Raw genomic sequence first — 22,389 nt, 5'->3', positions numbered from 1 at the left:
CTGCGGTCATCATAGCATTGCGTGACGGCGATGAAAGCCCCGTACCAGTGGAAATTGATTGTAAAGGCTTTTTTCAGACAGACAGAGAATCAACTTGGTTGACCTGCCTGCTGAGCCCGTTAAGATGCGCAGCATAACGAGCTTTTTTTCCTGCCCCTGTGCGGAATGGGTAAAAAACCTACTAATATTTAATCAGATGGGGCACAGCGCTCGCCGTTGAGGAGTGTTAAAAATGATTCGCGAACAAATAGAAGAAAAGCTGCGTAAGGCGTTCGAACCTGCACATCTCGAAGTGCATGATGAGAGCTACCGTCATAACGTGCCCGCCGGTTCTGAAAGTCACTTTAAAGTGGTGATTGTCAGTGACCTGTTTACCGGTCAGCGTTTCCTGCAACGTCACCGCGCCATTTATGGTGAATTGACGGAAGAGTTAGCAGGTAGCGTGCACGCGCTGGCATTGCATACCTACACGCAAAAAGAGTGGGATGGACTGCAAGATACTGTACTGGCATCCCCTAATTGTCGCGGTGCGGGCACCCTGGCATAAGTCATGAATTTCCTCTCTCAAAAACGGCCTGCGGGCCGTTTTCTTTTCATCTATTACCCCTAAACGCGATCTGCGGCGCAAAAAAGCAGCAAAACCGCTAAAAAGTGGTGAGTTTGCAGCCTCGACTCATTCCAGCGATGCCGCTATAATGCTGCGTCTATTTTTCCGGAATGTCTTCGGGACGCTTCTGGTAACAGGGATTAGGTTCTGCCTGCAGAGGCCGTCCCGGTTGTTGGATACGGCGCATTACTAATGTGTGGTGTCTGAAGTTGACCGAGCACGTGATTTTTTGAGGTAACAAGATGACAGTTTCAGTAGAAACCACTCAGGGTCTGGGCCGTCGCATTTCGATTACTGTTGCAGCTGACAGCATCGAAAGCGCAGTGAAGAAAGAACTGGTGGAAGTGGCTAAGAAAGTCCGTATCGACGGTTTCCGTAAAGGCAAAGTGCCAGCAAACATCATTTCTCAGCGCTACGGTGCTTCTGTTCGCCAGGACGTACTGGGCGAGCTGATGACGCGCAACTTCGTTGACGCCATCATCAAAGAGAAAATCAACCCAGCTGGCGCACCAAACTACGTGCCAGGTGAGTATAAAGAAGGTGAAGATTTCACCTACGCGGTAGAGTTCGAAGTGTATCCAGAAGTTGAGCTGAAAGGCCTGGATGCTATCGAAGTTGAGAAACCCGTTGTTGAAGTAACTGACGCTGACGTTGATACCATGCTGGAAACCCTGCAGAAGCAGCAGGCGACCTGGAAAGAGAGCGATGCAGCAGCCACTGCTGAAGATCGCGCGACCATCGATTTCAGCGGCTCTGTAGACGGTGAAGAGTTCGAAGGCGGCAAAGCGTCTGACTTCGTACTGGCGATGGGTCAGGGTCGTATGATTCCTGGCTTCGAAGAAGGTGTTGTTGGCCATAAAGCGGGCGAAACCTTCACTATCGACGTGAAATTCCCAGACGATTACCACGCTGAAACCCTGAAAGGGAAAGATGCTAAGTTCGAAATCGTGCTGAAGAAAGTAGAAACGCGTGAGCTGCCAGAACTGACTGAAGAGTTCATCAAGCGCTTTGGCGTTGAAGATGGTTCAGTCGCCGGTCTGCGTGCAGAAGTGCGTAAGAATATGGATCGTGAGCTGAAAGGCGCTATCCGTAACCGCGTGAAGTCTCAGGCTATCGACGGTCTGGTTGAAGCGAACAACATCGACGTACCTGTTGCGTTGATCGACAGCGAAATCGACGTGCTGCGTCGCCAGGCTGCACAGCGTTTTGGTGGCAACGAGAAACAAGCACTGGAACTGCCACGTGAACTGTTCGAAGAGCAGGCAAAACGCCGCGTAGTGGTTGGCCTGCTGTTGGGCGAAGTGATTCGCATCAACGAGCTGAAAGCTGACGAAGACCGCGTTAAAGCGCTGATCGAAGAGATGGCTTCTGCATACGAAGATCCGCAGGAAGTGATCGAGTTCTACAGCAAGAACAACGAGCTGATGAACAACATGCGCAACGTTGCGCTGGAAGAGCAGGCTGTTGAAGCGGTACTGGCGAAAGCCAAAGTGACCGACAAAGCAACCAACTTCCAGGAACTGATGAACCAGACCTCAGCGGCCTGATTCGTTAGTTAACCGAAAGTGCGAAGCCCGCGACTGAAAAGTCGCGGGCTTTTTCTTTTCTGGCGGAAACCCAGCAGATTTGTTCTCTATTTGCTTAATTAATCGGCAAATTGTTCGCTAAGCTCTTTTTCCGTATTAGCGAATGGGCAAAAGGTTGTTATGCTTGAAACAACTGGGCAGCATCCCCAGATAGAGGGAGCATGCATGAAAACAGTGAGACTGGCTGATTAACCGTCCTGTTATGTCGGAGTGAGGGGGCAGCGCATAGTTTTTCTGACGCGCCTCACGTAATATCGGTACAGAATGTTGCCAATGAAATTTATCAGGAGACGGTAATGTCATACAGTGGCGATCGTGAATTTACTGCACCGCACATGGCGCTGGTGCCAATGGTGGTCGAACAAACCTCGCGTGGCGAGCGTTCTTACGACATCTACTCCCGCCTACTCAAAGAGCGTGTGATCTTCCTGACCGGCCAGGTTGAGGATCATATGGCCAACCTGATCGTGGCGCAGATGCTGTTTCTGGAAGCTGAGAATCCTGAAAAAGACATTTATCTCTACATTAACTCCCCTGGCGGTGTGATCACTGCTGGGATGTCGATTTATGACACCATGAAATTCATCAAGCCGGACGTCAGCACCATCTGTATGGGTCAGGCTTGCTCGATGGGTGCGTTTCTGTTGACCGCAGGTACCAAGGGCAAACGCTTCTGTCTGCCTAATTCCCGCGTCATGATTCACCAGCCGCTGGGCGGCTATCAGGGCCAGGCGACGGATATTGAAATCCATGCGCGTGAAATTCTGAAAGTGAAACAGCGTATGAATGAGTTGATGGCTGAGCACACTGGCAAATCGCTGGAGCAGATCGAGCGCGACACTGAACGCGATCGTTTCCTCTCCGCCAGCGAAGCGGTAGAGTATGGCTTAGTCGATTCCATCCTGACGCATCGCCAATAAGACACATCTGCCTGGCCCTTACGCTATAGTTAACGGGGCAGGCAGGTGAGTTGAATGAATATCGGCCGTTGATGTGCGGCCAATGCCGTACACCAAATTGGGTCTGAGAACGAAAAGAGGTTAGCTGATGACAGATAAGCGCAAAGACGGTTCAGGTAAGTTGCTGTACTGCTCTTTCTGCGGCAAAAGCCAGCATGAAGTCCGTAAGCTGATTGCCGGGCCGTCAGTGTATATTTGCGACGAATGTGTTGATTTGTGTAATGACATCATTCGCGAAGAGATTAAAGAAGTCGCTCCGCACCGTGAACGCAGTGCGCTGCCAACGCCGCATGAGATCCGCCATCATCTTGACGATTATGTTATCGGCCAGGAAAAGGCGAAAAAAGTGCTGGCCGTGGCGGTGTACAACCACTACAAACGTCTGCGCAATGGCGACACCAGCAACGGTATTGAGCTGGGCAAAAGTAACATTCTGCTGATCGGTCCTACCGGTAGCGGTAAAACCTTGCTGGCTGAAACGCTGGCACGTTTGCTGGATGTGCCGTTCACCATGGCGGATGCCACCACACTGACCGAAGCCGGTTACGTGGGGGAAGATGTTGAGAACATCATCCAGAAATTGCTGCAAAAGTGCGATTACGATGTGCAGAAAGCACAGCGCGGTATTGTCTACATCGATGAGATTGACAAGATTTCTCGTAAGTCTGACAACCCATCGATCACCCGTGACGTATCAGGTGAAGGCGTACAGCAGGCACTGCTGAAGCTGATCGAGGGCACCGTAGCGGCGGTTCCACCACAAGGTGGACGTAAGCACCCGCAACAGGAATTCCTGCAGGTTGATACCTCTAAAATCCTGTTTATCTGCGGTGGCGCGTTTGCGGGTCTCGACAAAGTGATTTCCCAGCGTGTCGAAACCGGCTCCGGCATTGGTTTTGGCGCAACGGTTAAAGGTAAGTCACAGAAAGCCAGCGAAGGCGAGTTGCTGTCGCAGGTTGAGCCAGAAGATCTGATCAAATTCGGTCTGATTCCTGAGTTCATTGGTCGTCTGCCTGTGGTGGCGACGTTGAGCGAACTGAGCGAAGAAGCCCTTATTCAGATCCTACGTGAACCGAAGAATGCGCTGACAAAACAGTACCAGGCACTTTTCAATCTGGAAGGTGTTGAGCTGGAGTTCCGCGACGAAGCGTTGACCGCTATCGCCAAGAAAGCGATGTCACGTAAAACCGGTGCGCGTGGTCTGCGTTCAATCGTTGAAGGCGCACTGCTGGAAACCATGTACGACTTGCCATCAATGGAAGACGTCGAAAAAGTGGTGATTGATGAGTCAGTGATTGACGGTCAATCTGAGCCGATGCTGATTTACGGTAAGCATGAAGCCCAGGCTTCTGGCGAATAAATAAGCAATTGCACCATGTGGTTATCTTAAAAAGGGGAAAATGTTTTCCCCTTTTGTTTTTCTCTCACCCGTGACATTGAATGTCGACCAAGCATCCCCATATACTCAATATCCTGTGGGTTTAACTGCAAAACCTCTATTGCGCGGTACCCATCACCTGGCGGACATTAAACTAAGAGAGAGCTCTATGAATCCTGAGCGTTCTGAACGCATTGAAATCCCCGTGTTGCCATTGCGCGACGTGGTGGTTTATCCGCACATGGTAATTCCGTTGTTCGTTGGTCGGGAAAAATCGATTCGTTGCCTTGAAGCGGCGATGGATCATGACAAGAAGATCATGCTGGTTGCCCAGAAAGAGGCTTCAACGGATGAACCTGGTATTAACGATCTCTTCTCAGTAGGGACCGTCGCTTCTGTATTGCAGATGCTGAAGCTGCCTGATGGCACGGTTAAAGTACTGGTTGAGGGCCTGCAACGCGCACATATCACCACACTGGCTGATAATGGCGACCACTTTGTTGCCCAAGCCGAATACCTGATTTCGCCTGAAATCGAAGAGCGCGAGCAGGAAGTGCTGGTGCGCACGGCGATCAATCAGTTTGAAGGCTACATCAAGCTCAATAAAAAAATTCCCCCTGAGGTTCTGACTTCACTCAACAGCATCGACGATGCGGCGCGTCTCGCCGACACCGTAGCAGCGCATATGCCGCTGAAGCTGGCGGATAAACAGTCCGTGCTGGAGATGTCCGACGTGAATGAGCGTCTGGAATATCTGATGGCGATGATGGAATCAGAAATCGATCTGCTGCAGGTTGAGAAACGCATTCGCAACCGCGTGAAAAAGCAGATGGAAAAAAGCCAGCGCGAGTACTACCTGAATGAGCAAATGAAAGCCATTCAGAAAGAGCTGGGCGAAATGGATGATGCGCCGGATGAATACGAAGCGCTGAAACGTAAAATTGATGCGGCAAAAATGCCGACCGAAGCGCGCGAGAAAGCCGAAGCTGAACTGCAAAAGCTGAAAATGATGTCGCCGATGTCTGCAGAAGCCACGGTGGTGCGCGGCTACATCGACTGGATGGTTCAGGTGCCGTGGGTGGCGCGCAGCAAAGTGAAAAAAGATCTGCTGAAAGCGCAAGAAACGCTGGATACCGACCATTACGGTCTGGAACGCGTGAAAGATCGTATCCTTGAGTATCTTGCGGTTCAGAGTCGCGTCAGCAAAATCAAAGGGCCGATTTTGTGCCTCGTCGGACCGCCAGGTGTGGGTAAAACCTCTCTGGGTCAATCGATTGCGAAAGCAACCGGTCGTAAGTATGTGCGTATGGCGCTGGGTGGCGTGCGTGATGAAGCGGAAATCCGTGGACATCGTCGTACTTACATCGGTTCTATGCCGGGCAAACTGATCCAGAAAATGGCGAAGGTCGGGGTGAAGAACCCACTGTTCCTGTTGGATGAAATCGATAAGATGTCCTCTGACATGCGTGGTGACCCGGCTTCAGCGCTGCTGGAAGTGCTGGATCCAGAACAGAATATTGCGTTCAACGATCACTATCTGGAAGTGGATTACGATCTTTCGGATGTGATGTTTGTGGCGACCTCAAACTCCATGAACATCCCGGCTCCGCTGCTGGACCGTATGGAAGTGATTCGTCTTTCTGGTTACACCGAAGATGAAAAACTGAACATCGCCAAACAGCATTTACTGCCGAAGCAAATTGAGCGTAATGCGCTGAAAGAGAAAGAGATCAGCGTTGACGATAGCGCCATCATCGGCATTATTCGCTATTACACCCGTGAAGCGGGCGTACGTAGCCTGGAACGTGAACTCTCCAAGCTGTGCCGTAAAGCGGTGAAAACACTGCTGATGGATAAATCCAAGAAAAGCATCAAAATCAACGGCGACAACCTCAAGGACTTCCTTGGCGTGCAGCGCTTTGATTATGGTCGCGCAGACAGTGAAAACCGCGTGGGTCAGGTGACTGGCCTGGCATGGACGGAAGTGGGCGGCGATCTGCTGACCATTGAAACCGCCTGTGTGCCAGGTAAAGGCAAGCTGACTTACACCGGCTCACTGGGTGAAGTGATGCAAGAGTCTATCCAGGCGGCGCTGACCGTGGTTCGCGCACGTGCGGATAAACTCGGTATCAACGGTGATTTCCATGAGAAACGTGACATCCACGTGCACGTGCCGGAAGGTGCGACGCCGAAGGATGGCCCAAGTGCGGGTATCGCGATGTGTACGGCGCTGGTCTCCTGCCTGACAGGTAACCCCGTGCGCTCCGATGTGGCGATGACCGGTGAAATCACCTTGCGTGGCCAGGTACTGCCGATTGGTGGCCTGAAAGAGAAGCTGTTGGCAGCGCATCGCGGCGGCATCAAAACTGTGCTGATCCCGGATGAAAACAAGCGCGATCTGGAAGAGATTCCACAGAACGTGATTGCGGATTTAACCATCCATCCGGTGAAGCGTATTGAAGAGGTGCTGAACCTGGCACTGGAAAATGCGCCTTACGGCATGCAGGTTGCGACGGCAAAATAGTGATTAACGGCAAAAACCGTTAAAAAGCGAAGCTGGCAGGCCAAATGGTGCTTGCCAGCTTTTTTTTGTGCCGCTACTTTAGGTGGCTGCTGGATCAACGATTAAGATGAATACCGTTGTCTCAGCACCACAGGCTTGATATAACTGGCTGCGCGTTCGCACCGGGCGGGAAGCGCGGGTGCGATGTGAATAATAAAAGAGGGGATGAATAGAGTGAATAAGTCACAGTTGATCGACAAAATTGCTGCAGACGCTGACATTTCTAAAGCAGCAGCGGGACGTGTGTTAGATGCATTCATGGGCTCAGTTTCTGACGCGCTGAAAGGCGGGGATGAAGTAGCACTGGTTGGTTTCGGTACTTTCTCTGTACGTGAGCGTGCTGCTCGTACAGGCCGTAACCCACAAACGGGTAAAGAGATCACCATCCCGGCTGGTAAAGTTCCGGGCTTCCGTGCAGGTAAAGCACTGAAAGACTCAGTCAATTAATGACCGCTGACACATCCATTGAAGCATTTTCTTCTATGGATTGAGGACGAAAAAGCCGTTCTCATGTAACATACGGGCACATCATTTTTGATGTGCCTTTTTTATTCTTGATGCGCGACGATAGCCTGAGGCTGTTGTCTCCGCATGGTTGCCAACTGCCAGCCTGAACAGCAGTTGCACGATGATGACATCGTGTTAAAGCTTTACATTCACACTACAGCGGAGTGTTGTCATACCATGATGGACAATTTACGCGCGGCGTCGAATCATGTCGTGCTCAAGATTATTCTGGGATTGATCATCCTGTCTTTCGTACTGACCGGGGTGGGCAACTACCTGATCGGCGGTGGCAGCGACTATGCCGCCAAAGTTAACGGTCATGAGATTAGCCGTGCCGAACTGGAACAGGCTTATAACAGCGAGCGTAACCGTCAGCAGCAGCAGCTGGGCGATCAATTCTCGCAGCTGGCCAGCAATGAAGGTTATATGCAGCAGATGCGCCAGCAGGCGTTATCTCAGCTTATTGATCAGGCGCTGCTCGATCAATACATCAAAGATCTGAAAATTGGCATTAGCGATGATCAAATCAAACAGGCGATCTTCAATCAGAAAGCCTTCCAGACCAACGGTAAGTTTGACAACGCCAAATACAACGCCCTGATCAACCAGATGGGCTTCAATGCCGATCAGTATGCGGAAGCGCTGCGCAAGCAGTTGGCGACCCAGCAGTTGATCAATGCCGTGGCCAATACCGATTTCATGCTGAAAGGCGAAACCAGCAAATTAGTTGATCTGGTGTCTCAGCAGCGTGATGTGCGCCAGGCGGTGATTGATGTTAACGCGTTGGCGGCGAAGCAGACGGTCAGCGATGACGAAATCAATCAATACTATCAGCAGCATCAGAACAGCTTTATGGCGCCTGAACAGTTCCGCGTCAGCTACATCAAAATGGATGCAGCCAGCATGCAGGAACCGGTCAGCGATGCTGAGATCCAGAGCTGGTTTGATCAGCATAAAGCCGATTACTCCCAGCCGCAGCGCAACCGCTATAGCGTAATTCAGACCAAAACTGAAGCTGATGCTAACGCGGTATTGGAAGCGCTGAAAAAGGGTGAAGACTTCGCGACCCTGGCGAAAAGCAAATCGATTGACCCGATCTCAGCGCGTAAAGGCGGTGATATGGGTTGGCTGGAACCGAGCACGACGCCAGATGAGCTGAAAAATGCCAATCTGACGCAGAAGGGCCAACTGTCCGGCGTGATCAAATCCTCGGTCGGTTTCCTGGTGGTGCGTCTGGATGATATCCAGCCAGAACAAGTTAAACCGCTGGCGGAAATCCATGATGCTGTCGCTGATAAAGTGAAGCAGGAAAAAGCGGTTGATGCATTCTACAAGATGCAGCAAAAAGTCAGTGAAGCGGCCAGCAACGATAACGAATCCTTGGCGGGTGCAGCACAGGCTTCCGGTCTGAAAGTGGTGGAGACCGGCTGGATCACCAAAGACAACGTACCGGCTGAACTCGATTTTGATCCGGTTAAGCAGGCGATTTTCAATGGTGGTCTGGTAGGACAAAACGGTGCGCCGGGTAACAACTCTGACATCATCAGCGTTGATGGCGATCGCGCCTTCGTGTTGCGCGTTAGCGAGCACAAACCTGAAGCGGTGAAACCACTGGATCAGGTGAAAGCGCAGATTACCGACTCGCTGAAGCATGACAAAGCCACCCAGCAGGCAAAAGCACAGGCCGACAAACTGTTGGTTGATCTGAAAGCCGGTAAAGAAGATGCGCTGAAAGCGGCAGGTTTGACCCTGAGCGCCAGCAAAACCTTTGACCGTAATGCCCAGGATCCTGTTGCACAGTCAGCCTTTGATTTGCCACAACCCGCAGACAACAAACCGTCCTGGGGCGTGAGCGAAGATATGCAAGGCAACGTGGTGCTGGTTGCGCTGGATAAAGTCAGCCCGGGTAACATGCCGCAGCCGCAGATCGATCAGATGGTGCAGGGCGTGACGCAGAATAACGCACAGATTGCGTTCGAAGCGTTGCTGGAAAACCTGCGCAAAGACGCCAAGATTAAGTACGGCGCCGCTGCACAAAACCAGTAAGCCTCACAAAAAAAGTGAATCTACTGCAATAACACAAAGGCCGCTTCTGCGGCCTTTTCCATTTCTGATATTGCCCTTTTGAGCGTAAATGCTCGCTGTGACACTCTGCTGTGGCTGTCAAACACAAGGAGAAACACAGCATGGTAAAATCAACTTTTCGCGCTTTATGTGTCACGCTGGCACTCGGTGGCGCGCTCTATACCGGCGGATTAGCGGCGGCGGAAAGCCCCAGTGAGACGCAAGCGACCCAGGTCTCCACGCCGAAAGAAGGGCAGATCAGCATCAATCAAGCCACAGCTGAACAGCTTGCTGCTGGCATGAATGGCATCGGCCTGAAGAAGGCACAGGCCATCGTCGATTACCGTGAGCAGTACGGTCCCTTTACCTCCATTGAGCAACTCAAAGAGATACCCGGCATTGGCAACGCGTTGGTCGAGCGTAATGTCAGTCGGTTGAAATTGTGAGGCGGCTCGCGACTCTGAAGGATTGATAAGACCCTGCTTCAGGCTGTGCTATGCTCAACAGGTCATACCAGTTGTCATTCTCAGCCTGAACAGGAGCAATAATGCAAACCACAATTAAAGTGCGCGGCTATCATCTCGACGTATACCAGCATGTGAACAACGCGCGTTATCTGGAGTTTCTTGAAGAGGCGCGTTGGCAGTGGCTGGAAGATGTTGATGCTTTTCACTGGCTGATGGAGCAGAAACTGGCGTTTGTGGTGGTAAATATCAACATCAACTATCGTCGCCCAGCGGTTTTGGGCGATGTACTCAATATTGAAAGTGAAGTGTCACAACTGAACGGGAAAAGCGGCATCATTTCTCAGCGTGTGCTGCTAGCCAGCGATAACTCGGTGGTGGCTGACGCGGCGCTGACCTTTGTCTGCATCGATTTACGCACGCAGAAAGCGGTGCCGATGGAAGGCGAGTTGCGTGATCGGCTGGCGGCGCTGATGCTGGTCAGTTAAGTGGCTGGTGGTAACGCCGTCTGGGTGCGAGTTGTCAAAAAGGGCACACTGTCTGGAGCCTTGGCGCCCCACCATCCTTAGGGTGCGCATTGATGCGCACCAGGATAATTCGGGCACCGATCTCTTAACGTAATCCGCTCTTCTGCTTCATCGCCGCCATCACTGCGGAAGCATTCGCCTGATAATCGGCTAAACCACGGGCGCGTAAATGACAGGCGGCGCATTCGCCACAGCCATCGCCCTTTACCCCATTGTAGCAGGTCAGGGTTTCTGCGCGCACCAACGGCAGCTGCTGCCAGTAATCCGCTAACGCCCAGGTCTCCGCCTTGTTCAACCACATCAGCGGGGTTTCAAAGCGAATATTACGCGCCATACCGAGGCTCACCGCATTGTTCAGCGCTTTGACAAATTCATCACGGCAATCAGGATAGCCAGAAAAATCCGTTTCACACACGCCGGTGATGACGGCTTCCGCTTCGACCTGATAGGCATAAATCGACGCCAGGGTCAGGAACAGAATATTGCGGCCCGGCACGAAGGTGCTCGGCAAACCGCTGGCGTTAGGATCGTAAGTGGGCACCGGGATGTTATCACGCGTCAGGCTGCTCACCGCCAGCTCGTTGAGTAAGGTAACATCCAGAACTTTGTGCGCGCGGGCGCCCAGCTTGTGCGCGAGTTCTGCCGCGACTTCAATCTCTTCGCGATGGCGTTGGCCATAATCGAAGGTGACACAGTGCACTTCATCGTACTGTTGCAGTGCCTGAATCAAACAGGTGGTGGAGTCTTGTCCGCCACTGAATACGACTACGGCTCGTTTCATTTTATTTTCCCCAAAAATCAGTGCGTCTATGGTACTGGCTCAGGCGCAGGCTGAACAGTACTGGCTGTCGCGGGAGGTGGAATCCAGGCGCGGGTGAAATCAAACCAGCCCAGCGTATTGAGTTGAATACCCTCTACGCCTGGCGGTGCAAATACCTGATAGCGGTAGTTAAACAGCGGCAGAAGATGTCCACCTCGCATTAGCTGTTGAAAAAGTTGATGGGTCAGCGCTGCGCGTGCTTCTGGACTCGGCTCATGGGCGATAGCGCTGAGGGGGGCCTGCAATACCGTTGCGCGCAGCGGAAGCCAGACCGGATCGTTCTCTAACCAGTTCACTAAAGTGAACAGCGGCGCATCGCCGATCAAACGGTCCCCCATCACCACATCCGCTTCGCTGAGATCAATATCGTCATGCCAGCTTTTAACATCATGAAAAACGCAGGTCAGAGTGCATCCCTGTTGCGCCAGGAGCGGGACCAGCGCTTGCGCCATCACATGTAACTCAATGGGGAGATGGTAATGCAGCGTCAGTTTTTCCGGTAGTGCGACGTGGCTCGCCTCTTCCAATGGCACGGGCCAGCCAGGCAATAACTCGTGGCTGGGGGTGATCAACCCTTCATCCAGAGGAAGTTGTTGAATCACACCGCTGCTCTGGATTAAGGCAATCAGCGCTTTGGCCTGGGCAGCACTTAAGTGAGCGGAGATGCGTGGTGCCAGATAACAGAAGCCAAGGCTAATACTGCGATCGACAGGGCGCAGTGCATCCAGTTCGTCGGGATCGCCAATCGCAATCTGCACCGGATGACGGCAGCTGGTACCCAGGCCGTGCGCAAACAGCTGCGGGGTGATCCAGTATTCCACCACCTGAATCAGAGGGCGCTGCAGATGCCAGCGCGCGTGGCTCTCCAGCCGCACCAGATCGTCAGTGAAATGCGTCAGTTTCCAGGGGCCGCTCCCCACATCCACTGCGTCGGGATGTGGGAGCAGGCAGAATTGATGTGCTAACCGTTGTGGTAGCCAGTAGTCGCTCTGGTGCAACTGAATACGCAGTGCTAATGGATGCGGTGCCTCGATATGCTCGATGGAGGCCAGCAAGCGGCGACCCACCTCCGTTTGCCTGATCTGCTGCAATTGTGTGGCGAGTTGAGCTGCATGGATCGGTTCATCGTTATGCCAGCTGAGTTGTGGACGCAGCCAGAAATACCAATCGCGCCCGCTGTCGTCGTGCTGCCAGTGATGAGCGAGATCGCCTTCAACATCGTTACCTGCAAAACGGGTAAGCCCTGAAAAAATTTGCCGCAGAAGATGTTGCTCGGCCCGCCCAGTCAGGCTGAGTGGGCGCAGTGGCTCCATGGCACGATAGTAGGGAATACGCAGCACCGGCGCCTGGTTTTGCCATTGTCCGCCCATCAGAGGACGCAGCATTTTGACCAGCCGTTCAGGGTGAAGATCCAGTACCTGCAGGGCCTGTACCGCTTCCCCTGCTTCGAGCTGCTGGGCTAACAGTTGCTGACGCAGCTGTTCTGGCGAGACCAGAAATGACAGCTTGCCCTGTTTGCCGCGTCCCGCCTCGCCCTGCCAGCGTAACCAGCCCGCATCTTGCCACTGGCGCAGCAGGGTGCGCACATGGCGCTCGCTGCAAAAGCAGTGTTGTGCCATCGCAGTCACACTGAGCCGCTGTGGTTCGCCTTGGCTCAATTGCCACAGACGCTGGAATTGATTAACCCGATGAAGTTCGCGCATCAGTAAACCCGGAACAGTTTTCTAAAAGTATTCACTATTAGTTCCGTAATTACCAGGCGATAGTGGAACCCTTATTCAGACTGGAGAATCCGCATGGCCCGCCTCGCAGCATTTGATATGGATGGCACGTTGTTGCTGCCAACGCACCGGTTAGGTAAAGAAACGATCGACACCCTGCATACCCTGCATCAGCGTGATGTCACCATTGCTTTTGCTACTGGCCGTCATTTGATGGATGTGCAGGTTGTGCGTGAACAAATCACCTTGCCCGCCTGGCTAATCAGCGGCAACGGTACACGTATTCACGATCTGGATGGGCAACAATTATTTGGCTGCGATCTGCCGCCATCGTTGGCAGAAGAGGTGATTCACACCCACTGGCAAACGCCTGCCTCAATTCACATCTTTAACGATGAGGGCTGGTTTACCGATAAGCCGTTACCTTCTGTGAGAGCTGCGCACGTGATGAGTGGCTTCCACTATCAACTGCGTGATTTACGCCAGATGTCGGCGCATGAAGTCACCAAAGTTTGCTTTATCGCACCGCATGAGGAACTGCTGGCGCTAAAAGTGGAATTGCAGGATGCGCTGGGCGAGCGCGCGAATATCTGTTTCTCGGCGTGGGATTGCCTCGAAGTGCTGCCGCTGGATTGCCACAAAGGTGCCGCGCTGGCTCATTTGTGCCAGCATTTATCGCTGTCGATGGCGGATTGCATGGCGTTTGGTGATGCCATGAACGATCGTGAAATGCTGGAACGAGTGGGTAAAGGATTCATTATGGGCAATGCCATGAATCAGCTCAAAACATCGTTGCCCCATTTACCGATTATTGGACATTGCGAGACACAGGCGGTGTCTCACTACTTAAATCACTGGATGACCACACCACACCTCGATTATTCCCCCGAATGCTGAGGTTTACAGTGAACCGGACAGGATGTCCGGTTTTTTATTATCCCCGTCATACTTCGAATTGCAGATGCGTTGGCTTCACTCGTTTACCCGAATCACTTACTTCAGTAAGCTCATCGGGATGCTCTCGTTTGCCGCCTTTCTGAAATCCGAATTATTTAGGGGATATTTCACGCAGCCACGGTTGAATGTCGCCCACGTTTTGTGCCACCCACTCCGGATTGTAATAGGTATCCGGATAGCGCTCGCCGCTGTCACACAGCAGCGTAACCAGTGAACCCTGTTGGCCCTTATCCCGCATACGTTGCGCGACCTGCAGCATGCCCCAGAAATTAGTGCCCGTGGAAGCCCCTGGGCGACGCCCCAGAATTTTCTCCAGTTGCAGCATTGCCGCCACCGTTGCGCCATCGGGCACTTTTATCATCTCGTCGATCACATCGGGCAAAAATGACGGTTCCACACGCGGGCGACCTATGCCCTCAATCAGGCTACCGCGGTCGCTGCGTAGAGCGCTGTCACGACTGTGCCAGTAGTCAAAAAATACCGAGTGTTCAGGATCAACCACCAGCAGACGCGTATCGTGGCCCTGATAACGGATGTAACGGCCCAGCGTTGCGGAGGTGCCGCCAGTGCCCGCGCTCATGATCACCGTATGCGGAACGGGGTGGGGCTCATGCGCCATCTGGCGAAAGATACTTTCTGCGATGTTGTTGTTACCGCGCCAGTCTGTAGCGCGTTCAGCATAGGTGAACTGATCCATAAAGTGGCCGTTCAGCTCTCGCGCCAGACGTTCTGACTCGCTATATAACTGGCAAGGATCGGCCACGAAATGGCATTCACCGCCGTAAAAGCGGATCAGCTCAATTTTGCGCTTAGCGGTACTGGCGGGCATCACGGCGATAAACGGCAAGCCCAGCAGGCGGGCGAAATAAGCTTCTGACACCGCAGTACTGCCGGATGAAGCCTCAATGATCGGGGTATTTTCCTTGATCCAGCCGTTAGCCAGGCCATACAAAAACAGCGAGCGTGCCAGGCGGTGTTTCAAGCTGCCACTGGGATGAGTACTTTCATCTTTAAGATAGAAGCGAATGCCGGGATACGCTTCCAGCGTAAAGCGAATGAGATGGGTATCCGCAGAACGTTGAAAATCGGCATTAATTTCATTGATGGCGTGGCGAACCCAAGGCGTTTGCATGTGACATTATCCAGAATAATTATTGTGCACAGTGTAAGGCACAGGCAGGAAAATTAGGTTGCTTTAATCGGGTTATAATGGCTCGATAAGAGAAAAATTTTCTCCCGGAGCGCCGAATGCTAGATAAAACTGACCGTACGCTGCTGGCGATGCTGCAACAGGATTGTACGTTATCGCTGCAGTCGCTGGCGGATGCCGTGAATCTTACGACCACGCCGTGCTGGAAACGCCTGAAAAAGCTGGAAGATGATGGCATTATTCGTGCGCGAGTGGCATTGCTCGACGGCGAAAAGATTGGGCTGTCTCTCACCGCCTTTATGTTTGTGAAGACGCAGCAGCACAGCAGCGAATGGTTTCATCAGTTTGTCGCCGTGGTTCAGCAAATGCCAGAGGTTATGGCGTTTTATCGTATGGCGGGAGAATACGATTACCTGTTGCGCATCCAGGTGGCTGATATGAAAAGCTATGATGCGTTTTATAAACGTCTGGTGAATGGCGTACCTGGCCTGATTGATGTGACCTCAAGCTTCGCCATGGAAGAGATAAAATATACCACCGCCTTGCCGGTAGCGCCCTGATCGGGCAGAGAAAGAGAGTTTCTTGTGCGATTATTTAGCCAATTAAGTTGGTATTTTCTACGCGAGTGGCGGCGATATCTGGGTGCCGTCAGCTTGCTGATTGTCATTGCACTGCTGCAACTCTTACCACCGCATGTGGTAGGGGTGATTGTTGACGGCGTGACGCAACATACCTTAAGCAGCGGTAAAATTTTCATGTGGATCGGCGTGATGCTGGCCACTGCGGTTATTGTCTATCTGCTGCGCTATGTCTGGCGCGTGCTGCTGTTCGGCGCTTCTTATCAACTGGCAGTAGAACTGCGCGAAGACTTCTATCGCCAGTTAAGTCGCCAGCATCCAGCCTTCTATTTGCGCCACCGGACCGGCGATCTGATTGCTCGTGCCACCAACGATGTTGACCGTGTGGTATTCGCGGCAGGCGAGGGCGTGTTGACGCTAGTGGATTCGCTGGTAATGGGGTTGGTGGTGCTGGCGGTGATGAGCACCCAGATCAGCTGGGAGCTGACACTGCTGGCGCTGATCCCAATGCCGATTATGGCGATAGCGATCCAGAAAGATGGATCGCGCCTGCATCAGCGTTTTAAAGTCGCGCAGGCAGCCTTCTCCAGCCTCAACGATCAAACTCAGGAAAGCCTCACCAGCATTCGCATGATCAAAGCCTTTGGTCTGGAAGATCATCAGTCGCAGCAGTTTGCTGATATTGCCAGCGACACCGGCAAGAAAAATCTGCATGTGGCGCGTGTTGATGCGCGCTTTGATCCGATCATCTATATCGCGGTGGGCTTCTCTAATCTGCTGGCTATCGCGGGCGGTGGATGGATGGTGTGGCATGGCAGCCTGACGCTGGGCCAGCTCACCAGTTTTGTGATGTATCTGGGGCTGATGATTTGGCCGATGCTGGCGCTGGCGTGGATGATCAATATTGTCGAGCGCGGGAGCGCCGCGTGGAGTCGTATCCGCGCACTGCTGGCGGAAGCCCCAGCGGTGGAAGACGGGCAAAAAGTCTTGCCCGCTGAACCGGGTGTGATGCAGGTCGCCATTCGTGAGTTTCGCTATCCCGCCAGTTCTGGCGCGGTGCTGAGCCACCTCAATTTCCAACTGAAGCCGGGACAAATGTTAGGGCTGTGTGGCCCAACCGGCTGCGGTAAAAGTACGCTGCTGAGCCTGATTCAGCGCCACTTTGATATCGACCAGGGCGATATTCGCTATCACAACCTGCCACTGAACCAGCTACGGCTCGACAGCTGGCGTAGCAAGTTAGCGGTAGTGAGCCAGACACCGTTTCTGTTCTCCGATACGGTGGCGAACAATTTGGCACTGGGCCGACCTAATGCCACCCAGCAAGAGATCGAGTACGTGGCGCAGATGGCCTGTGTGCATGATGACATTCTGCGCCTGCCGCAAGGTTACGACACCGAAGTCGGTGAGCGCGGAGTGATGCTCTCCGGCGGCCAAAAACAGCGTATTGCGATTGCGCGCGCGCTGCTGCTGAATGCCGAGATCCTGATTCTGGACGATGCACTCTCTGCCGTTGATGGCCGCACCGAGCATGAAATCTTGCATAACCTGCGGCAGTGGGGCAAAGGCCGCACGTTGATTATCAGTGCGCACCGTTTGTCGGCACTGACCGAAGCCAGTGAGATTCTGGTGCTGCAGCAGGGAGCTGTTGCACAGCGTGGCGATCACGACAGCCTGGTGAGCAAAGAGGGCTGGTATCGCGATATGTACCGCTATCAGCAACTGGAAGCGGCACTGGATGAGGACGATGTGGCGGAGGGATCAAATCATGGCTAAATCACCTCGTTTGTGGCCAACGCTCAAACGCCTGTTGGCTTACGGCAAACCCTGGCGAAAATCCCTGTGGTTAGCGGTCGGCATGCTGTGGATTGCCGCTGCCGCCGAAGTCACCGGCCCGGTATTGGTGAGTTATTTCATTGATAATCTGGTGGCGAAACATCAGATGCCGTGGGCCATCGCCATTGGCTTGTTGGTGTGCTTTGTGTTGCTGCAACTGCTGGCGGCGGGCTTACACTATTTTCAGGCGCTGCTGTTTAACCGTGCCGCGATTGGCGTGGTGCAACAACTGCGCGTCGATGTGATGAACGCTGCACTGCGTCAGCCCTTAAGCGCCTTTGATACCCAACCAGTGGGGCAAATCATTTCCCGCGTCACCAACGATACCGAAGTGATCAAAGATCTCTACGTCACGGTGGTGGCAACTGTTTTACGCAGTGCCGCGTTAATTGGTGCAATGCTGGTGGCGATGTTCTCACTCGACTGGCGCATGGCGTTGGTAGCGATCGTGATCTTCCCGCTGGTGTTAACGGTGATGCTGATCTACCAGCGCTACAGTACGCCGATCGCGCGCCGGGTGCGCAGTTATCTCGCCGACATCAACAACGGCTTCAATGAAGTGATCAACGGCATGAGTGTGATCCAGCAGTTCCGCCAGCAGGCGCGCTTCGGCGAGCGCATGGGGGAGGCGAGCCGCTCGCACTATCTGGCGCGCATGGAAACGCTGCGTCTGGATGGCTTCCTGCTGCGTCCGCTGCTGAGCCTGTTTTCAGCGATGATCCTGTGTGGGTTGCTGATGCTGTTTAGCTTTGCCACGCCGGGCGTGTTTGAAGTTGGGGTGCTTTACGCCTTTATTACTTATCTTGGCCGCCTGAATGAACCTCTGATCGAGCTGACGACGCAGCAGTCGATGCTGCAGCAGGCGGTGGTGTCCGGTGAACGTATTTTTGAGCTGATGGATGCCGCACAACAAGGTTACGGTGCCGATAACCAGCCGCTGGCCTCAGGCCGTATCAAGCTGCACGATGTCAGCTTTGCCTACCGTGATGACCGCGATGTGCTGAGCCATATTAATCTGGACGTACCGGCGCGGGGCTTTATCGCCCTGGTCGGGCATACCGGTAGCGGTAAGAGTACCCTGGCGAATCTGTTAATGGGCTACTACCCGGTAACGCGCGGCAGTATTGAGCTGGATGGCCGCCCATTACCGCAACTCTCCCATGAGGCACTGCGGCAAAGTATCGCTATGGTGCAACAGGATCCGGTGGTTCTGGCTGATACGCTGTTGGCGAATGTACGTTTGGGACGCGATATTCCTGAAGAGCAGGTGTGGCAGGCGCTGGAAACCGTGCAGCTTGCCCCTTTAGCACGTGCAATGTCAGAGGGCATTCACACGCGCTTAGGGGAGCAGGGCAATAATTTGTCGGTGGGACAGAAACAGTTGCTGGCGCTGGCGCGCGTGCTTGTGTCGTTGCCACAGATTTTGATTCTGGATGAAGCCACCGCCAACATTGATTCCGGTACCGAGCAGGCGATTCAGCATGCTTTGCGTGCACTGCGTCAACACAGCACGCTGGTGGTGATTGCGCACCGTCTCTCCACCATTACCGAAGCGGATCAAATCCTGGTGCTGCATCGCGGCCAGGTTGCCGAGCGCGGTACGCATGCGCAATTGCTGGCACAACAAGGTCGTTATTGGCAGATGTATCAATTGCAACAAGCGGGTGATGAACTCGCGGCGAGCATCCCCGTACAAGCTGAAGGGTGATTTGCACCTTTTTTGCGCAGATTTATCAGATTGTTCTGTATTGATGCACTCCTTTGAGGCTGAAAGCACCAAAGGAGTGCAATATTGCAACACCTTTCTTTACCCCATCCTCCAGATTGAGCTACCCATCACATAACGAAGCGCTATCCAGCGCCTCTATGCCACTGACTTCCGCACTTTTTTCATTTATGGCACAGCGTTTGCTTATATCTCTGCGTGTCCGCGAGACTCACTCAATTTATTATCCGGAGGGGAACGTATGAAGCTGGTTACCGTGGTAATCAAACCATTTAAGCTGGAGGACGTGCGTGAAGCCTTATCCTCCATTGGCATTCAGGGATTGACTGTTACCGAAGTGAAGGGTTTTGGTCGCCAGAAAGGTCACGCAGAGCTTTACCGCGGTGCCGAGTACAGCGTGAACTTCCTGCCAAAAGTAAAAATTGATATCGCGATTGCGGACGATCAACTCGATGAAGTGGTGGATGTCATCAGCAAAGCCGCTTACACCGGCAAAATTGGCGACGGCAAAATCTTCGTCGCAGAACTGCAGCGCGTTATTCGTATTCGCACCGGCGAGACCGACGAAGCAGCACTGTAACTGGGGCTCTGAATTGTGATGGGATGGAAAGAAATGAATAAACTGATGACTAAGTTAGGCCTCACCAGCCTGGCACTGTTACCGTCTCTGGCCATGGCGGCAGCACCTGCCGTTGCGGACAAAGCGGATAACGCCTTTATGATGATCTGTACCGCACTGGTGCTGTTCATGTCGATTCCGGGCATTGCCCTGTTCTACGGCGGTTTAATTCGCGGTAAGAACGTACTTTCAATGCTGACTCAGGTCGCAGTGACTTTCTCACTGGTGTGCGTACTCTGGGTAATTTACGGTTATTCGCTGGCCTTCAGCGAAGGCAACGCCTTCTTCGGTAACTTCCAGTGGGCGATGTTGAAAAATATCGAGCTGAAAGCGGTGATGGGTAGCTTCTATCAGTATATCCACGTTGCGTTCCAGGCTTCATTCGCCTGTATTACCGTGGGCCTGATTGTGGGTGCACTGGCAGAACGTATTCGCTTCTCTGCGGTACTGATTTTCGTGGTGGTATGGCTGACGCTCTCTTATCTGCCAATCGCACACATGGTCTGGGCAGGCGGTCTGCTGGCTCAAGATGGTGCGCTGGACTTCGCAGGCGGTACCGTTGTACACATCAACGCCGCGGTAGCCGGTCTGGTGGGTGCTTACCTGGTGGGCAAACGTGCTGGCTTTGGTAAAGAAGCCTTCAAACCACACAACCTGCCAATGGTCTTCACCGGTACAGCGATTCTGTATGTTGGCTGGTTTGGTTTCAACGCCGGTTCAGCCTCTTCAGCGAACGAAATTGCTGCACTGGCCTTCCTGAATACCGTTGTAGCGACTGCAGGTGCGGTGCTGTCATGGGTGTTCGGTGAGTGGGCAATGCGTGGCAAGCCTTCTCTGCTGGGTGCGTGTTCTGGTTTCATCGCGGGTCTGGTTGCTATCACCCCAGCTTGTGGTTATGTCGGTGTTGGCGGCGCGCTGATTATCGGTCTGGCCGGTGGCCTGGCAGGTATCTGGGGCGTAACTACCCTGAAAAAATGGCTGCGTGTGGATGACCCATGCGATGTGTTCGGTGTACACGGTGTGTGCGGTATCCTGGGTTGTATCCTGACCGGTGTGTTCGCCTCCTCTTCACTGGGTGGTGTGGGCTACGCTGAAGGCGTGACCATGGGCCATCAGGTTTGGGTACAGCTGTTCAGCTGCGGCGTGACCATCGTCTGGTCTGGTGTGGTTGCCTTCATCGGCTTCAAACTGGCAGATATGATTGTTGGCCTGCGTGTTCCAGAAGATCAGGAACGTGAAGGTCTGGATGTGAACAGCCACGGCGAAAACGCTTACAACCAGTAAGTGCCGGGCTGCTGAAGAGCAGTGCGCTAAAACAATAAAAAGCATAAGGGGCGATAATATCGCCCCTTTTTTATGCCTCACGTTGGCGCATCACGCCCTCTTGCACCGTGGTAGCGACGAGGGTGCCATCCTGCGTATAGAACTCCCCTCGCACAAAACCGCGCGCACCGGATGCGGAGGTGCTCACCACGCTGTACAGCAGCCATTCTGAGAGGTCGAAGGGGCGATGGAACCACATAGAGTGGTCTATGGTCGCCACTTGCATATCCGGTTCCAGGAAGCCTTTGCCATGCGGTTGCAGCGCCACCGGCAGGAAGTTGAGATCGGAAGCATAACCCAGCACATATTGGTGAATGCGTTGATCACTCGGCATCTGACCATTGGCACGAACCCACACCTGACGCAGCGGCTCATCGACCCGGCCTTTTAACGGATTGTGAATTTGCACCGGACGAATATCCAGTGGGCGCTCAGCAAGAAACTTCTCTTTGAGTTTAAGCGGCAAATGTGCGGCAAGTTTTTGCGCCAGATCTTGCTCAGAAGGTAAGTTATCCGGTCCGGGCACTTGCGGCATGGTGTTTTGATGCTCAAATCCCTGCTCTGGTGCCTGGAATGAGGCGGTCATGTAGAAAATCGGGTGGCCATTCTGCACCGCGCTGACACGGCGCGCACTGAAGCTTTTGCCGTCACGCAGGGTTTCAACGTCATAGATGATGGCTTTCTGGCTGTCACCGGGGCGCAGGAAGTAGCTGTGGAACGAGTGGATGATGCGTTCTTCTGGCACGGTTTGTTTTGCCGCATACAGCGCCTGTCCGACGACCTGACCGCCAAACACCTGGCGTAGACCGAGGTCTTCACTTTGGCCGCGGAACAGACCCTCTTCGAGTTTTTCCAGATTTAGTAAGTTAAGCAGGTTGTGCAGTGCCTGGCTCATAGTCGATTCCTCAATATTCCCGATCGCGCCAGTTTGAAAGATCCGACCAGTTTCCGTCAATGATTTTGCCGTGATTTCAGCGGGCTGGCGGTGCATTTAGGCGCAATGC

General features: G+C 53.2%; 19 protein-coding genes. 15 read left to right on the top strand and 4 right to left on the bottom strand.

Going from position 1 to position 22,389, the window contains the following annotated elements:
* Positions 1-232: 232 nt before the first annotated feature.
* The 9 genes from bolA (at position 233) to LK04_RS13950 (ending at position 10,616) form a co-directional block, all read left to right on the top strand.
* The gene (bolA, locus tag LK04_RS13990) at positions 233-547 is read left to right on the top strand and encodes a transcriptional regulator BolA (protein WP_039330055.1); all 315 of its coding nucleotides are present in this window, start codon (positions 233-235) and stop codon (positions 545-547) included.
* A 302-nt stretch (positions 548-849) separates the two neighbouring features.
* Positions 850-2,154: a trigger factor gene (gene tig, locus LK04_RS13985; RefSeq protein ID WP_039330057.1), complete on the top strand. Its 1,305-nt coding sequence runs from the start codon at positions 850-852 to the stop codon at positions 2,152-2,154.
* A 335-nt stretch (positions 2,155-2,489) separates the two neighbouring features.
* Complete coding sequence (gene clpP, locus LK04_RS13980; RefSeq protein ID WP_013508134.1) at positions 2,490-3,113, top strand: ATP-dependent Clp endopeptidase proteolytic subunit ClpP; 624 nt, start codon at positions 2,490-2,492, stop codon at positions 3,111-3,113.
* Between the two features lie 127 nt (positions 3,114-3,240).
* A complete protein-coding gene (gene clpX / locus LK04_RS13975) occupies positions 3,241-4,512 on the top strand; it encodes an ATP-dependent protease ATP-binding subunit ClpX (RefSeq protein ID WP_039330061.1) in 1,272 nt (423 codons plus the stop codon).
* A 187-nt stretch (positions 4,513-4,699) separates the two neighbouring features.
* On the top strand, positions 4,700-7,054 hold the full coding sequence (gene lon, locus LK04_RS13970; protein WP_039330062.1) for an endopeptidase La: 2,355 nt from the start codon (positions 4,700-4,702) through the stop codon (positions 7,052-7,054).
* 213 nt (positions 7,055-7,267) lie between these two features.
* Positions 7,268-7,540 (top strand): nucleoid-associated protein HU-beta, encoded by a 273-nt coding sequence (gene hupB, locus LK04_RS13965; RefSeq protein WP_034828113.1) that lies wholly within the window; start codon positions 7,268-7,270, stop codon positions 7,538-7,540.
* 237 nt (positions 7,541-7,777) lie between these two features.
* Positions 7,778-9,646 (top strand): peptidylprolyl isomerase, encoded by a 1,869-nt coding sequence (gene ppiD, locus LK04_RS13960; protein ID WP_039330104.1) that lies wholly within the window; start codon positions 7,778-7,780, stop codon positions 9,644-9,646.
* Positions 9,647-9,786: 140 nt separating this feature from the next.
* Entirely contained in the window at positions 9,787-10,110 is a 324-nt protein-coding gene (locus tag LK04_RS13955; protein ID WP_039330065.1) for a ComEA family DNA-binding protein, read from the top strand.
* A 101-nt stretch (positions 10,111-10,211) separates the two neighbouring features.
* Entirely contained in the window at positions 10,212-10,616 is a 405-nt protein-coding gene (locus tag LK04_RS13950) for an acyl-CoA thioesterase (protein WP_039330066.1), read from the top strand.
* A 124-nt stretch (positions 10,617-10,740) separates the two neighbouring features.
* Here LK04_RS13950 and queC read toward each other — a convergent pair whose 3' ends face one another.
* Both queC and LK04_RS13940 read right to left on the bottom strand, forming a co-directional pair.
* Complete coding sequence (queC, locus tag LK04_RS13945; protein ID WP_039330068.1) at positions 10,741-11,436, bottom strand: 7-cyano-7-deazaguanine synthase QueC; 696 nt, start codon at positions 11,434-11,436, stop codon at positions 10,741-10,743.
* A 26-nt stretch (positions 11,437-11,462) separates the two neighbouring features.
* A complete protein-coding gene (locus LK04_RS13940; RefSeq protein ID WP_039330070.1) occupies positions 11,463-13,178 on the bottom strand; it encodes an SgrR family transcriptional regulator in 1,716 nt (571 codons plus the stop codon).
* Positions 13,179-13,271: 93 nt separating this feature from the next.
* On the opposite strand from LK04_RS13940, the gene cof reads away from it, so the two are divergent.
* Positions 13,272-14,093: an HMP-PP phosphatase gene (cof, locus tag LK04_RS13935; protein WP_039330071.1), complete on the top strand. Its 822-nt coding sequence runs from the start codon at positions 13,272-13,274 to the stop codon at positions 14,091-14,093.
* Between the two features lie 151 nt (positions 14,094-14,244).
* Here cof and LK04_RS13930 read toward each other — a convergent pair whose 3' ends face one another.
* The gene (locus tag LK04_RS13930) at positions 14,245-15,285 is read right to left on the bottom strand and encodes a PLP-dependent cysteine synthase family protein (protein WP_039330072.1); all 1,041 of its coding nucleotides are present in this window, start codon (positions 15,283-15,285) and stop codon (positions 14,245-14,247) included.
* 116 nt (positions 15,286-15,401) lie between these two features.
* On the opposite strand from LK04_RS13930, the gene LK04_RS13925 reads away from it, so the two are divergent.
* The 5 genes from LK04_RS13925 to amtB all read left to right on the top strand — a co-directional run bounded on the left by LK04_RS13925 (position 15,402) and on the right by amtB (position 21,346).
* Complete coding sequence (locus LK04_RS13925; RefSeq protein WP_039330073.1) at positions 15,402-15,863, top strand: Lrp/AsnC family transcriptional regulator; 462 nt, start codon at positions 15,402-15,404, stop codon at positions 15,861-15,863.
* 24 nt (positions 15,864-15,887) lie between these two features.
* Positions 15,888-17,657 carry a SmdA family multidrug ABC transporter permease/ATP-binding protein gene (locus tag LK04_RS13920; protein WP_039330074.1) on the top strand — a complete coding sequence of 590 codons (1,770 nt, stop codon included), beginning with the start codon at positions 15,888-15,890 and terminating at the stop codon, positions 17,655-17,657.
* Positions 17,650-19,425 (top strand): SmdB family multidrug efflux ABC transporter permease/ATP-binding protein, encoded by a 1,776-nt coding sequence (locus LK04_RS13915; RefSeq protein ID WP_039330076.1) that lies wholly within the window; start codon positions 17,650-17,652, stop codon positions 19,423-19,425. Before LK04_RS13920 ends, LK04_RS13915 begins: the two co-directional genes overlap by 8 nt.
* 259 nt (positions 19,426-19,684) lie before the next feature.
* Entirely contained in the window at positions 19,685-20,023 is a 339-nt protein-coding gene (glnK, locus tag LK04_RS13910) for a P-II family nitrogen regulator (protein WP_007886947.1), read from the top strand.
* A gap of 33 nt (positions 20,024-20,056) precedes the next feature.
* Complete coding sequence (gene amtB / locus LK04_RS13905; RefSeq protein ID WP_039330081.1) at positions 20,057-21,346, top strand: ammonium transporter AmtB; 1,290 nt, start codon at positions 20,057-20,059, stop codon at positions 21,344-21,346.
* A 70-nt stretch (positions 21,347-21,416) separates the two neighbouring features.
* On the opposite strand, the gene tesB is transcribed toward amtB, so the two are convergent.
* Entirely contained in the window at positions 21,417-22,280 is an 864-nt protein-coding gene (gene tesB / locus LK04_RS13900; RefSeq protein WP_039330082.1) for an acyl-CoA thioesterase II, read from the bottom strand.
* Between the last annotated feature and the right edge of the window lie 109 nt (positions 22,281-22,389).

This window comes from Pantoea vagans (genome assembly GCF_001506165.1).
In the GTDB taxonomy this organism is placed as follows: domain Bacteria; phylum Pseudomonadota; class Gammaproteobacteria; order Enterobacterales; family Enterobacteriaceae; genus Pantoea; species Pantoea vagans_C.
Note: the sequence above shows the minus strand (reverse complement) of the source record. Positions and strands in the feature narration are given on the sequence as shown.